Here is a 14,171-nt window from a genome sequence, read left to right on the forward strand (position 1 = left end):
GAGGTAAAGAATATGAGTTATCGTAAATTAGGTCGTGCATCAGATAAACGTAAAGCTTTATTACGTGATTTGACGACTGATTTGTTTATTAATGAGCATATTGTAACGACGGAAGCGCGCGCTAAAGAAGTTCGTAAAACAGCAGAAAAGATGATTACTTTGGCTAAACGTGACGACTTACATTCTCGTCGCTTAGCTGCAAAGTATCTACGCAATGAAGTTGCTAATATTACTGAAGAAGAAGATTCTGTAGTAATCCAATCAACTTTGCAAAAATTGTTTAGTGATATTGCACCTCGTTATCAAGATCGCCAAGGTGGATATACCAGAATTTTAAAAACTGCACCGCGTCGTGGTGATGCAGCACCAATGGCAATTATTGAATTAGTTTAATTCTTGATTTTTTTAAATAGCTATTTAAATTATCATTCTTTCGATTAGTAGTGAGCGTCATGATGTTGGCGAAAGCTAAGTCTAGCTCTAATGCTTTGGCGCTACTTTTCGGGAATGATTTTTTTGTGTTTTGGCATCGTTTGACACTATGATATGATATGGTTAATAATGCGAAAGGAAAATATGTAATGGAAAATATTATCCAATTAGATGATGTTACTTATTCTTACGAAGAAGCGTCTACTCCCACATTAAATCATATAAGTTTTGCCGTGCAGGCAAATCAATGGGTCGCAATTATTGGTCAAAATGGTAGTGGTAAAAGTACTTTGGCGCGCGTTTTAAACGGCCTTTTGGAACCAAATTCAGGACAAGTAAAAATTGGTGGAATGTTACTAACAGAAGATACTGTTTGGCAGATTCGGCAGCAATTAGGGATTATTTTTCAAAATCCCGATCATCAGTTTGTTGGAGCAACGGTTGAAGACGATGTAGCCTTTGGTTTAGAAAATCAAGGTATGAAACGTTCGCAAATGATTGAGCGAGTTCAATGGGCGTTGGAACTGGTCAATATGACTGATTTTGCTAAACGTTCACCTCAAGTTTTGTCTGGGGGACAAAAGCAACGTGTGGCAATCGCGGGGATTATTGCGTTAAAACCGCAAATTGTTATTATGGATGAAGCAACTAGTATGCTGGATCCACAAGGTCGCCATGATATTTTGTTGCTAATCAAACGATTACAACGCGAATTAGGAATGACAGTTCTGTCAATTACACACGATCTTAATGAAATTACGCAGGCAGATCAGGTAATTGTTCTGCAAAAAGGGAATGTTTTAAAAATAGGAAATGTAGAACAGATTTTTGCGGATCCTACGAAACTCTTGTCCTTTGGTTTACAGGCACCGTTTACGCAAAGATTACAATTAGATTTACAGCAACATGATGTTGCGATTGATTCGAATTATGTCACAAAACAGGAATTGGTCCAAAAGTTATGGCAATTACATTTAAACACGTAACACATACTTATCAAGCTGATGGTCCCTTGGCTTATACGGGATTGTCAGATATTAGTTTTCAGATTAAAGATGGTAGTTTCACATCAATTATCGGTCAAACGGGGAGTGGCAAGTCGACTCTAGTGCAGCATATGAATGCGCTATTAAAACCAACTGCAGGTGCGATTCAGGTTGGTTCTCAGCAAATAACCCCCGAAACAAAGAATAAGCATCTAAAAAAGCTGCGCCAAGAAGTCGGCATGGTCTTTCAATTACCTGAGCAACAACTTTTTGCGGAAACCGTTGTGAAAGATATTAGTTTTGGACCACAAAATTTTGGTATAGAAAAAGAGGAAGCGGAACAATTGGCCCGGCAAATGTTAGAGGTTGTTGGATTGCCTACCGAAGTTGCCGAACAATCCCCATTTGATTTGTCAGGTGGACAAATGCGCCGTGTAGCTATTGCAGGGGTTTTGGCATCAAAACCTAAAATTTTAATTTTGGATGAACCGACAGCAGGATTGGATCCTAAGGGTCATGTAGAACTCATGAAATTGTTCGCCAAATTACATCAAAATGGTACAACGATTGTCTTGATTTCACATCAAATGGAAGACGTTGCTCAGTATAGTGATCAAATATTGGTAATGGATCAAGCACATTTGATTGCAGATGATACGCCACAGGAAATTTTTAGTGACTTGGAATTTTTGCAGCAACATCATCTGGATCAACCTGAAAGTGCACAATTTGCACAAAAATTGATGCGGCAAGGCTTTAATTTTACTTCATTGCCGATTACGGAAGCAGAATTAGTCAAGCAATTATTACCGCAGTTACAAAGGAGAAATTGATGGGAAAAATTATTATTGGTCGTTATTTACCGGGCAATTCTTTGATTCATCAATTAGATCCCCGAGCCAAATTTATTGCGACTTTTTTATTTGTGATCATTGTCTTTCTAGCCAATAATTGGCAGTCTTATGTTGCTTTGTTGGCCTTTGTACTACTAGCTGTCCATCTATCTAAAATTTCCTTGCGATTTTTTTTACGTGGTATTAGGCCAATGATTATTTTAATTTTGTTTACTGTCATTTTACAGATCTTTTTTACAACTGGTGGTGATCCCTTTTGGCAATGGGGGATTTTGTCTCTATCGACTTTGAGTTTAACTAATGGTGCTTATATTTTTATTCGGTTTTTGCTGATTATTTTTATTTCCACACTGCTGACGATAACTACCACGCCGTTACAAATGTCGGATGCGATTGAAGCAATTTTGAAGCCCTTACGTTACGTTCATTTTCCAGTGGATGAAGTAGCGTTAATGTTATCCATTGCTCTACAATTCATTCCCTTGTTGTCTGATGAAACAACCAAAATTATGAATGCTCAACGAGCTCGGGGCGTTGATTTTGGTGAGGGTGGACTCATTAAGCAAGTTAAGGCAATTGTGCCAATTTTAATTCCGCTCTTCATTAGTAGTTTTAATATTGCGTATGATTTATCGATTGCGATGGAATCCAGAGGTTATCAAACTAGTGAAGGTCGCAGTAAATATCGTCAATTATCTTGGCAGTCTAAAGACACTTGGGTGTTAATTTCATTTGGTTTGTTGGCGATTATCTTATTAGTTTTACGGAGTTATTGAAATGACAACTTATAAAATTACGATGGCTTATGATGGAACAAATTATCATGGTTTTGCGCGGCAACCACATTTAGCGACAATTCAAGGAACTGTCGAGCGAGCTTTGTTGAAAATGAGTAAGGGGTTACCCGTTGAAGTGGTTGGATCAGGGCGCACGGATGCAGGAGTCCATGCTTTGGGACAGGTAATATCATTTAATTACCCGGGAAATATTTCTGCTGACAAAATGGTCAAAGCATTAAACAGCTTGATGCCGTTAGATATTTTATTTAAGCAAGCAACTATTGTTCCAGCTGATTTTAACGCTCGATTTGATACAGTTAGCAAGATTTATGAATATCGCGTATCTTTAGATTATTATACAGATCCGTTTGACCGGTTATATACAGGTCATTATTCTTATTCTATTGATTTGGACTTAATCAAAATAGCTTTACAAGATGTTGTCGGCGTTCATGATTTCACCAGTTTTGAAGCGAGTGGTGGTGTGATTAAAGATAAAGTGCGGGAAATATATCAGGCCGAAGTAGTTCCTTTGTCTGATAAGCACCAGATTATATTTTTATTTCATGGCAATGGTTTTTTATATAATATGGTCCGTATTATGGTGGCTGTTCTCTTGGAAATTGGTTCAGGTCGGCGGGCTGTTCATGATTTTAGACGGTTATACCAAGTGAAAGATCGCCAACAAGCACGTTGGACGGCGCCAGCTAGTGGTTTGTATTTAAAGCAGGTTTTTTATGATAATTAAGGGGAGTTCATTGACTTCACCATGATTAGACGATATACTGATAAATGGTATTGTTTACCCCACAATGGGCCCCGGAAACTTATTGAGTGTGTGAACAAACACAGATATTGGAGGAAAACAAATGCGTACAACACCATTAGCTAAACCAAGCGAAGTTGAACGTAAATGGTATCTGATTGATGCAACTGATGTCGTTTTAGGACGTTTATCATCAGCTGTCGCTACGATTTTACGTGGCAAGAACAAACCAACATTTACCCCGAACGTTGATACTGGTGACAATGTAATTATTATTAATGCTGATAAGATCAAATTAACTGGTAGAAAAGCTACCCAAAAGATGTATTACCATCATAGTAATCATCCGGGTGGTTTGAAAGCTACTTCGGCCGGTAAAATGTTAGCTGAAAAGCCTGAACGGTTGGTTGAGACTTCTATTCGCGGTATGTTGCCAAAGAATTCCCTTGGTCGTCAACAATTTAAAAAGCTTTATGTTTATGCTGGTTCTGAACATAAGCATGCTGCTCAACAGCCAGAAGTTTTAGATATTAATAAGTTGATTTAAGGAGGAGAAGGATTTGGCACAAGTATCTTATGCTGGAACGGGTCGTCGTAAAGACTCAGTTGCTCGTGTACGCTTAGTCCCTGGTAAGGGTCAAGTAACGATTAATAAACGTGCTGCGGAAGATTATATTCCATCCGCAAGCTTAATTAAAGATTTGAAACAACCACTAGATTTAACGGAAACTGCTGAAAGCTATGACGTTTTGGTTAATGTTCGTGGTGGTGGTTTTGCTGGTCAAGCTGGTGCTATTCGTCATGGAATTGCACGTGCTTTACTAGAAGTTGATCCAGATTTTCGGGCACCTTTAAAGCGGGCAGGAATGTTAACCCGTGATCCACGAATGAAGGAACGGAAGAAACCTGGTTTGAAGAAAGCTCGTAAGGCTTCACAATTTTCCAAACGTTAATTTTATACAAGACACTTCGATTATCGAAGTGTTTTTTTGTACATTAATTATGCGAAGTATATGATTCCAAGATTGAGGTGGAAAAGATTGGTCTAGAGATTGCAAAAATATTTTTAAAGACCTGATACATTAAAGTCTAAAAAAATACTCCCGAAATCATTTTGATTTTAGGAGTATTTTTTAGTTACTTATAATTTAAACGGTTGCGTTGTAGCAATTGGTTGTTTCGTTTTTAAATTCATGAAGAACATTGAAATCTGGTCTTTAGTATTATTGACCGAATATAGCATCGCAACTTGCGCTTGTTGACCAGCTGCAACACTTTGCTGGGCAGCATCCAATTTGGCTTTGACATTATTGTCGTCACCAGGATTCGTATTGGCATTTAAAACTTGATTGTCTTGTTTCAATTGCAAATCTTGATTAACTATGTCTGCTGGCTTGAGATCTTGCTTTGTATGGTTGGTAAAAGTATATTCGACATATAGTGCCGGTTTGTTATCAGCATCTGAGATGAGTTTCACGCCGTCACTGGAATTATTTAATTCGATGGTGAAGTCATCAGTGTCATATTTCATATTGTCATAGGACCCAGGATTCTTCCACTGACGATCGCCACTAGTAGTTTCTGATTTAACTTGGCGTTCATTTTCATCTTTTTTAAGATCAGAATTAGCCTTTTTAGCAGGATCTTTCTTCTTCAATTTGGGAACTTTCGTGCTAACTTTTTCGGTTTTGGGATGAGTGGGAGCTTTAGAAGCATTATCTTTAGACGGATGCAACAGTAAAAAAACGCCCAAGACAATGATTACTAGAACCACCAAACCAACGATAATCCAAACTAATGGTTGCTTATACCAAGGCCGTTTAGACTTTTGAGGGGGATTTTGTGGAGGAATAAGACCTCTGTTGTCAGGCTGATTACTTGATTCCATCGTTTCGGTCTTGGGATTGAGGGGAGGAACCTGATAATCAGGATATTGATTAGTTGGATAAGGTGGCTTTTGATCATGCGGCTGCTGTGAATTAGAATTGGCATGCGGTTGAACAAGTGGCTGTTCCGATTGATTCAAATTAGCCTGTGGATTTTGTTGATTTAAATTGTTTTGTTTATTTGTTTGAAATTGGCGTCGCTTATTTCTTTCAGGCATGATAAAAAAACCTCCTATCTGTAATATTACACGATAAAACTTAATAATTACACTATTCTGATAAAAACTCAATTAAAATTTAAAATTTGAAGATATTGGCTACCCAGACCGATTGACATTAAATAAAAAGCATCGTCTAAGTCTTGAATTCAAGTAAAAAAAATGATATAACATTCTGGTTGATAAAGAGAAGTAAGGTTTCTCATGGAGGAATTGTGATGCTATTTTTTGATCGTCAGGTGTGTGATTACGAAGTTATTGGTAAATTCAATAAAATTGGTGGCGAACAAGTGGTGACTAAGCGAGTTTGTCATAATGTTTCACGCCGTGAAGCTATTCAACGAATGAGATTATGGGTTCAAGCCCAATATTCAGATAGTTTAGACGTACATCATCCTATCAAAATTAATGCTAAATCAATGCAAAATAACCTGCGGAATTAATTTCTGACAGGTTTTTTCTTATTTTTGACTAAAAGCAATGGAGGAATTTTTATGAGTCATGATCACGGGGAAATGTCCACACCCGAATTTGCTTTAGTGACAGTCTTGAATGCAGTTATTACGGTGGCAGAAATTGTCAGTGGTCTATTTTCGGGAAGCTTAGGCCTAGTTTCGGACGGTTTTCATAATATGGAAGATACACTTTCAGTTGTGTTATCATTTGCAGCGCATGTCATTAGCCAAAAAGATAGTAACGAGCGTCAAACTTTTGGTTATCGACGGGCAGAAATTTTAGCAGCGTTCATTAACTCTGTGATTTTAATTGCAATTACGATTGTTTTAGCATTGGAAGGACTACAACGTTTATTCCATCCTCAAAAAGTCAATGGAAACATTATGTTTTGGGTCGCTGTTGTTAGTTTTGTTGCAAATCTGACGTCAACATTAATCATGTTACAAGGTTCCAAGCACAATTTAAATATTAAAGCGACCTTTTTGCATATGGCAGCCGATGCGGTGACTTCCTTGAGCGTGATTGTAGCTGCATTGTTAGTGAAAGTTTGGCATTGGTACTGGGCTGATCCGGTGATTACATTATTGACGTCGGTGTGGATTATGAAAGAATCATGGTCAGTTGTGAAACAAGCGGTAGCGATTTTGATGGAGGCTAGCCCCAAGTTAGATTTAAAACAAATTTGTCAGAGAATTCAGTCTTTACCGGAAGTCATCAGTGTTCATCATGTCCATTTATGGCGCATTGATGAGCAATTAATCGCCTTTGATGCCCACATTAATGTTGCTGAAGACGAGTCGTTATCGCAATTAGAGTTGTTATATCAAAAAATTTCCCAAATTTTGCAAATAGAATTTGGGATTGAGCATGTTACATTACAACCAGAGTATAAGCATGGTTTAAAGGAAACTTTGGTCCATCAAAAAGTTAATAAAAAGTAATCCGGTTTAACGGCCAATAACGGACTTTAACGACGCCGATTATGCGGCTTTTTTTTACAGGACCAAAATAACGGCTATCTGCTGATTGGCGCCGATTGTCGCCCATAACAAAATAACTTTGCGCAGGAACTTTTTTTAAGCCAAATAGTTTTTTGAGTGTAAAATTCTTGGTTAATAGTTGATTTGGGGGCAATTTAGTTTTATATGGATCCAGATATGGTTCGCTGATGGGATGATTGTTGATATAAGTGGTGTCGTCATTTGAACGAATTTGATCATGCGGACCGGCGATGACCCGCTTAACGAACAGTTTGTTGCCACTAGACCCAGGCGGATCCAACAAGACGATATCACCACGATGAATGGGAGCATTAGGCGAAACGAGGACACGATCGTGAGCATAAAAGTTCGGTTGCATGGATCGACCATGAACGGTGCCGTTAATCCAAACGACATTAAAAAGGAGATAAGTAAACAAAGCCACTACGACAATCACGCCTAAAAAGAGAGTGAAGCCGAAATGGTTTTTTTGAAAAAAATGTTTCAAATTGGACCAGATTTGCATGAACTGTTGCCACCTTTAAATTAGGAGAATTACTCAAGTAACACCAATCTTTTCTGAAAAAACAGTCAAATCATGCTAACATATAATTTAGTAATTTGAGATGGTGAGATGAATTTATGTTTTTACGTAGTATTAGTGGTGTTTTGATTATTTTAATTTTAATTTCAGTTGGCTACGTGTTAACGCAGCGCGGTTGGTTCGATGAGAATTTTAGCCATGTTGTTTCTAAAATTGTAACGCAAATTGCCTTACCATGTTACATGATTAATACTATCACGTCCAAGTTTTCCAGAGGAGAACTTTTTCAAATTTTTCCAGATTTAAAGTTTCCGATCTTGTCTATGACAATCTTATTTTTCGTGGCGTGGCTGATGCAATATGTATTTCGGATTGATGCCAAACATCGTGGTTTGTTTAAATCAATGTTTTCTAATTCTAATACGGTTTTTGTCGGTTTACCAGTCAATATGGCTTTATTTGGTAAAGCTAGTTTGCCGTATGTCTTAATTTATTATATGGCAAATACGACGTTTTTTTGGACATTGGGTGTTTATTTAATTCGCTTGGACGGCGATGCCGAAACTAAAATGACATTGAAAGAAGTAGTACAAAAAATTTTTTCACCTCCGCTATTAGGCTTTTTGCTGGGTGTGGCTTTAGTTCTGATGAATATTTCATTGCCTAGTTTTTTAAATTCTGATTTAAAATACATTGGTAACTTGACGGTGCCGCTATCGATGTTTTTTATTGGAATGAAATTGGCTCAAGTGGGCCTAACTAACATTCACTGGAGTAAGGATATGGGCGGTATTTTTCTGGGCCGTTTTGTGTTGGCACCGTTATTAATGATGGTATTAGTCGCATTTGCACATGTACCGGTATTGATGAAACAAGTTTTTGTCATTCAAGCAGCCATGCCGGTGATGACGAATGCGCCTGTGGTAGCCAAACTTTATGGTGCAGATTCCGATTATGCAGCGGTAATGGTGACAGCAACAACGGCGTTCAGTCTGATTATGGTACCAATTTTGATGCTGATTGTCGTTAATCAATTTTAGATAGTTTGGAAAAATTATGGTTAAACTAATTTTACTTCGACATGGACAAAGCACTGCTAATGCTAAGAATGAATATACAGGTTGGTCGGATGTCGATTTGACCTCCCAAGGAATGATGCAAGCCCGATGGGCGGGAAAAATGTTACGGCAACATCATTTGACATTTGAGCGAGTGCACACTTCTGTTTTGAAGCGGGCAATTGTCACCGCTTATCTTGTGCAAGAGCAATGTCTGGCTTTGGCAGTGCCCATTCAAAAAACTTGGCGTCTTAATGAACGGCACTATGGCGCGTTGCGGGGGTTGAACAAAGAGACGACCCGACAACAATATGGTTCACAGCAAGTAGCGTTATGGCGCCGAAGTTTTGACAGCGTCCCTCCAAAATTAGCACAAAAAGATGTTAGTCAACGGATTTACCAGAGTTATTCGTCGGATATTTTGCCTCGTGCTGAAAGCTTAAAAATGGCTCTTCAGCGTACGATTCCTTATTTTCAAGATCAGATCGGTCCGCGATTATATCGCGGTCATAACCAATTAATTGTTGCACATGGCAGTACCTTACGGGCTATGATTAAATATTTAGAACATATTTCGGATGATAGAATTGATGGTGTTGAGGTTGGGAATTGCGAGCCAATTATTTATCAATTAGATGATCAATTACGGATTCAAGATAAGCAAATTTTATCTATTTCCAAAATGGATATCAAAAAAGAGCAACTTTGAGTTGACCTTTTTTGGTTAATCATCGTCGTCCAAATCATCATCACTATTTAACTTATCTGCGTCGATATTGACTTTGGGTTCGCGTTGAATTAATTGGAGACGATCGGAACGAATTTGTCCTAAAATTAATGGTACATATTCGACCACGACATCAGAGTATGATAGGCCATACCAAGTTGTGGGGGTGACCGTGTATTTTTGTAACCACAAGCGGCTTTGAATCAAGTTCTTTTTCCAACTGTTCAGCTGGGTATCCGGTGATAAAACTTCTTTAATCAAAACGAAAGAGAAGTCCCCAACACTGCGGTCAGGAATCGTGGTATAACGTTGTGGTTGACGAGGTAATTCTTTTTGGATCATCATTTCATTCACGATTTGTCGTAAGAAGAAATTAACTTTTTGCTCCATTCGAAAACCTAGATATAATTGAACGTTAACCATATAATCGGTACCGTAAGTTTCGACACTGTAAGAAGTTGTGTAAGGTTTGTCGGTTACATTGACAGTCACAAACCAGTAAACTTGGGCACGCTTGGGGCGCTTATCCAAGATTGAATACAGAATATCTTTTTTAATTTTATAGCCATCCTTGACTTTAGTTAAATAGACTAAATTCGTGGTATAAATCGGCAGACTCTCATCCTGACTTAATTCTCGCAATTGATTTTTGTAAGCTAATAGAGAAACATAGTCACGATGGAACGTGTTATCATTTTTCAATAAGGCACCGTAACGCCAAATAATCATAACGACGATTAACAACAAGGCAATGCCTAATGTGATATAACCGCCATGCACGAATTTAACACTGTTGGTAATTAGAAAAATGGATTCTAGCGCAAGGAAAAAGGCGATAATTAAGCGGGAAAGCCAGCGATTCAGATGCGTCGTGGACAACCAAGCATTTAATAAGAGTGTGGTCATGAGCATGGTAATTGTGATTTCTAAGCCATATGCTGCAGACATCTTAGCGGATGTTTGAAAGTAAAGAACAATGAAAGAACAGATAATCCAAATAATGTTATTAATGGTGGGAATGTAGAGCTGACCTTTAAAATTAGTTGGATAATTCGTCCGGAGGCGCGGAAGAATCTTTAATTTGGTGGCTTCTGAAACTAGCGTGAAAGAACCTGAAATTAAAGCTTGTGAAGCAATAATAGCGGCTAAAGTTGCTAAAAAAGTCATTGCCAATCGGTATTGCTCAGGAACCATGGCAAAAAACGGATTCATATTAGCCATTTTTTGGTAGCCGGCTTGATCTTTAATTTGATTGATCCAAACGCCTTGTCCCAAATAATTAATCAGTAAACAAATTTTGACATAAGGCCAACTACCATAAATATTATTGCGACCAACATGTCCCATATCAGAATACAGAGCTTCAGCGCCGGTTGTTGCTAGAAAAATACTTCCTAAAATAAATAATCCATTTTTATTTTCAGGGCTGATCAGTATTTTGACGGCATAGTAAGGATTTAAAGCGCGTAAAAAGCTCCAATCACCTGCCAGTCGGTAAAGTCCCGTTAAAGCTAGACAAGTAAACCAAACCAGCATAATCGGACCGAAGGCCTTACCAATAGCTTCAGTCCCAAAACGTTGAATGAAAAATAAGCAAGACAAGATGATAATTGTCGTCAAAATGACCGTTTGTTGGTTGGTAATGGGGGTGTGATGGAAAATCTGCACACCCTTTAATCCTTCAATGGAGGTTGTAACCGTAACTGCAGGAGTCATCATACCATCCGCCAAAAAAGTGGCCCCGCCAATCATAGCCGGAATAATTAACCACTTGGCTTTGCGACGAACTAATGTGTATAACGCAAAGATCCCACCTTCACCGTTGTTATCCGCACGCAGCGCGATTAAAACATATTTGATGGTGGTGACGAGCGTCAATGTCCAAAAAATTAATGAAATTGAGCCCAATAAAAAATCGGTTGAAATATGCTGCAGACCGTTGTTGCCTCGAATTAGAGATGACATGGTGTACATCGGTGAAGTTCCGATGTCCCCATAAACAACACCTAAAGCAATAAGAATGCTGCCTAAGGACAATTTGTTCTGCAAGCTTTTTTTGCGTTGAATTGTATTCTGAAATTTCATAAATCATCGCTTATCCTTCATTTAGTCAAGACCGATTATAACAGAAAAAACCTTTTCTGAACTGACTTTTACAACTAAATTGTAAATGGTAAGATAAAACGAATAAACGTTAAAGGGATAAGGTCATGAAGAAAGATTTTGGGTGGATTGGCGTCCTGTTTTTGATGCTGGTGGCTGGGAGTTATTGTTTCAAAACTCCTGTGCAGGCAACATCTCGGATGCAAGAACAAAAGACGATTTCAAATATTTTAAAACAAAATGAATTTAGTGGCACAGCGTTAATCATAAAGCATGGCCAACCGTTTTATCAAGCGACACAAGGCTACGCTGATTATCAAAAGCGCCAAGCGTTGTCGATGGATTCAACCTATCAATTAGCTTCATTGGAAAAAGCCGTGACTGCAACATTGCTGATGAAAGCCCAAGAACAAGGACGATTGCATTTGTCGGATAGTTTGCATGCTTATTTACCACAGATTCCGTATTCTGCTAATTTGAATTTATGGCACTTACTCAAAATGGAATCAGGTTTAGTTTTGCCACCTGCATCTGTCAAAACGGCATTGACGACACGCAAATTACCACATTATTTAAATAAACACACTAAATTTGTACCAGAATATCGTAATCGTTGGCATTATAGCGATGTTAATTATATTTTATTGGCGCAAATTTTGACGCAAGTGTACCATCGTTCTTATGCACAGCTGTTTCAACAATATATTGTGCAACCGCTGCATCTGCAAAATACGGGCGTAACGGCTAATTATTTACACAATCAACATGCAGTGTTGGCTTATGCTGTGAATGGTCAGCCGGCGAATTATGATACGCCATTGCGTTGGTCTTGGAATCCGATTGCTGATGAATTGGGAGCAGGCCAACTGTACGCTGATGCACACGAGTTGTATCGGTTGGAAAAAGCAATTGTCCAAGGCGAAATTATCAAGTTAAAAGATGTGCAAAAATTGCGAAAACCTGGAGCGACTAATATTTATAATGGTGGTGTTTATCATGAGGTTTCAAAACATTATTTTTATGCACACGGTGTGCAACAAGGCTTTGACACGGTTGTTTTAATGTCAGACGATGGTCAAAATGCGGTGATTTTATTGAGTAATCGGCATAATAATCGTCAACAAAATTTTATTCAATTAGCGAAACAATTTTATGGATTGATGCATCCAAATTAATTATGAAAAAATGAGGTTAACAATGTTTACGTATTTAACGGCTGGGGAATCACATGGTCCCCAATTAACAGGTATTATTGAAGGTTTTCCTGCGGGAATGACGGTGGATATCCAGCAAATTAATTCCGCGTTAACGAAGCGGCAAGGCGGTTATGGACGCGGTAATCGTCAAAAGATTGAACACGATCAAATTCAGATTACGGGCGGCATTCGCCATCAAACCACGTTGGGTTCACCAATTTCGTTAACGATCCAGAATCAAGATTTTAGTCATTGGCAAGATATTATGGATCCTTTGGCAAGTGGCTCACAACGCTCTAATTTGCGCCAAGTCAAGCGTCCCAGACCAGGACACGCTGACTTAGTTGGCGGAATGAAGTATCGTCATCAAGATTTACGCAATGTTTTAGAACGTTCATCGGCACGTGAAACTGCCATGCGGGTAGCAATTGGCAATTTGTGTGAGCAATTATTGCAACAATTAGATATTCATTTAGTTGGTTATGTTTATCAAGTTGGACCGCAGGTGGTGGGCAATCCTGAACATTTGGGGGTTGCGGCAATTCAACAACAGATCCAAACAAATGAATTACGGATTGTCGATTCTCAGCAGGAAGCCAAAATTAAAGAACTGATTGACCAAGCTAAATTGACCGGAGATACCCTAGGTGGTGTACTGCAAGTTATTGTGGAAAATGTTCCGGCAGGTTTAGGTAGCTATACCAGTTGGGATACAAAATTTGATGCACAAATTGCAGCTAGTGTTATGGGCATTAACGCAATGAAAGGAGTCAGTTTTGGTGATGGTTTTTTGAATAGTAAAAAGTTAGGCAGTCAAGCCATGGATCCAATTGCGCATCAACCTGGTGAATGGTATCGCTTGAGTAATCATTTGGGTGGTTTTGAAGGTGGAATGACCAATGGGATGCCCTTAATTGTTAATGCCGCTATGAAGCCATTGCCGACGCTTTATCATGCTTTACAATCAGTGAATATTGATACCAAAGAGGTTCAAAAAGCTAATGTAGAGCGTTCAGATACTACGGCAATTGTACCAGCTGCTTTAGTTGTTCAAAGTGTGGTTACTATTGAGTTAGTGAAACAGTTGACGACAACTTTTGATGGTTCGAATTTGGGACGGTTACAAGAACAAGTCGCTGCCTATCGGCAAGAATTAGCTCATTATTAAGAATAAGGATCAGATTAA

General features: G+C 38.5%; 16 protein-coding genes. 13 read left to right on the forward strand and 3 right to left on the reverse strand.

The window, feature by feature from the left end; genetic code table 11:
* Window positions 1-12 precede the first annotated feature (12 nt).
* The 7 genes from rplQ (at window position 13) to rpsI (ending at window position 4,770) form a co-directional block, all read left to right on the forward strand.
* On the forward strand, window positions 13-393 hold the full coding sequence (gene rplQ, locus MOO45_RS01450; protein WP_249514648.1) for a 50S ribosomal protein L17: 381 nt from the start codon (window positions 13-15) through the stop codon (window positions 391-393).
* Between the two features lie 188 nt (window positions 394-581).
* Window positions 582-1,418 carry an energy-coupling factor ABC transporter ATP-binding protein gene (locus MOO45_RS01455; protein ID WP_249514649.1) on the forward strand — a complete coding sequence of 279 codons (837 nt, stop codon included), beginning with the start codon at window positions 582-584 and terminating at the stop codon, window positions 1,416-1,418.
* Window positions 1,394-2,251, forward strand: a complete 858-nt coding sequence (locus tag MOO45_RS01460) for an energy-coupling factor transporter ATPase (RefSeq protein ID WP_249514650.1) — start codon at window positions 1,394-1,396, stop codon at window positions 2,249-2,251. Before MOO45_RS01455 ends, MOO45_RS01460 begins: the two co-directional genes overlap by 25 nt.
* On the forward strand, window positions 2,248-3,048 hold the full coding sequence (locus MOO45_RS01465) for an energy-coupling factor transporter transmembrane component T family protein (protein ID WP_249514651.1): 801 nt from the start codon (window positions 2,248-2,250) through the stop codon (window positions 3,046-3,048). The genes MOO45_RS01460 and MOO45_RS01465 overlap by 4 nt, the downstream gene beginning before the upstream one ends.
* A 1-nt stretch (window position 3,049) precedes the next feature.
* Window positions 3,050-3,799, forward strand: a complete 750-nt coding sequence (truA, locus tag MOO45_RS01470) for a tRNA pseudouridine(38-40) synthase TruA (protein ID WP_249514652.1) — start codon at window positions 3,050-3,052, stop codon at window positions 3,797-3,799.
* Between the two features lie 121 nt (window positions 3,800-3,920).
* Window positions 3,921-4,364, forward strand: a complete 444-nt coding sequence (gene rplM / locus MOO45_RS01475; RefSeq protein WP_249514653.1) for a 50S ribosomal protein L13 — start codon at window positions 3,921-3,923, stop codon at window positions 4,362-4,364.
* A gap of 13 nt (window positions 4,365-4,377) precedes the next feature.
* Complete coding sequence (rpsI, locus tag MOO45_RS01480; protein WP_249514654.1) at window positions 4,378-4,770, forward strand: 30S ribosomal protein S9; 393 nt, start codon at window positions 4,378-4,380, stop codon at window positions 4,768-4,770.
* Window positions 4,771-4,958: 188 nt separating this feature from the next.
* Here rpsI and MOO45_RS01485 read toward each other — a convergent pair whose 3' ends face one another.
* Entirely contained in the window at window positions 4,959-5,921 is a 963-nt protein-coding gene (locus MOO45_RS01485; RefSeq protein WP_249514655.1) for a DUF5067 domain-containing protein, read from the reverse strand.
* 218 nt (window positions 5,922-6,139) lie between these two features.
* Between MOO45_RS01485 and MOO45_RS01490 the strand changes: the two genes are divergently transcribed.
* Window positions 6,140-6,364, forward strand: a complete 225-nt coding sequence (locus MOO45_RS01490) for a hypothetical protein (protein WP_249514656.1) — start codon at window positions 6,140-6,142, stop codon at window positions 6,362-6,364.
* A 51-nt stretch (window positions 6,365-6,415) separates the two neighbouring features.
* Window positions 6,416-7,318, forward strand: a complete 903-nt coding sequence (locus tag MOO45_RS01495; protein WP_249514657.1) for a cation diffusion facilitator family transporter — start codon at window positions 6,416-6,418, stop codon at window positions 7,316-7,318.
* On the opposite strand, the gene lepB is transcribed toward MOO45_RS01495, so the two are convergent.
* A complete protein-coding gene (lepB, locus tag MOO45_RS01500) occupies window positions 7,305-7,883 on the reverse strand; it encodes a signal peptidase I (RefSeq protein WP_249514658.1) in 579 nt (192 codons plus the stop codon). The two genes, MOO45_RS01495 and lepB, sit on opposite strands and share 14 nt — an antisense overlap.
* Before the next feature lie 116 nt (window positions 7,884-7,999).
* Between lepB and MOO45_RS01505 the strand changes: the two genes are divergently transcribed.
* Window positions 8,000-8,941: an AEC family transporter gene (locus tag MOO45_RS01505; RefSeq protein WP_249514659.1), complete on the forward strand. Its 942-nt coding sequence runs from the start codon at window positions 8,000-8,002 to the stop codon at window positions 8,939-8,941.
* Window positions 8,942-8,957: 16 nt separating this feature from the next.
* The gene (locus MOO45_RS01510) at window positions 8,958-9,668 is read left to right on the forward strand and encodes a 2,3-bisphosphoglycerate-dependent phosphoglycerate mutase (RefSeq protein ID WP_249514660.1); all 711 of its coding nucleotides are present in this window, start codon (window positions 8,958-8,960) and stop codon (window positions 9,666-9,668) included.
* 15 nt (window positions 9,669-9,683) lie between these two features.
* On the opposite strand, the gene MOO45_RS01515 is transcribed toward MOO45_RS01510, so the two are convergent.
* Window positions 9,684-11,771, reverse strand: coding sequence for a KUP/HAK/KT family potassium transporter (locus tag MOO45_RS01515; protein ID WP_249514661.1), 2,088 nt, complete (start codon window positions 11,769-11,771; stop codon window positions 9,684-9,686).
* Between the two features lie 125 nt (window positions 11,772-11,896).
* Here MOO45_RS01515 and MOO45_RS01520 point away from each other — a divergent pair, with 125 nt between their 5' ends.
* Together MOO45_RS01520 and aroC are read left to right on the forward strand one after the other, a co-directional pair.
* Complete coding sequence (locus MOO45_RS01520; protein ID WP_249514662.1) at window positions 11,897-12,964, forward strand: serine hydrolase domain-containing protein; 1,068 nt, start codon at window positions 11,897-11,899, stop codon at window positions 12,962-12,964.
* 22 nt (window positions 12,965-12,986) lie between these two features.
* Window positions 12,987-14,153 carry a chorismate synthase gene (gene aroC / locus MOO45_RS01525; RefSeq protein ID WP_249514663.1) on the forward strand — a complete coding sequence of 389 codons (1,167 nt, stop codon included), beginning with the start codon at window positions 12,987-12,989 and terminating at the stop codon, window positions 14,151-14,153.
* The last annotated feature ends 18 nt before the right edge of the window (window positions 14,154-14,171 follow it).

The organism is Bombilactobacillus folatiphilus (genome assembly GCF_023380265.1).
Lineage (GTDB): Bacteria > Bacillota > Bacilli > Lactobacillales > Lactobacillaceae > Bombilactobacillus > Bombilactobacillus folatiphilus.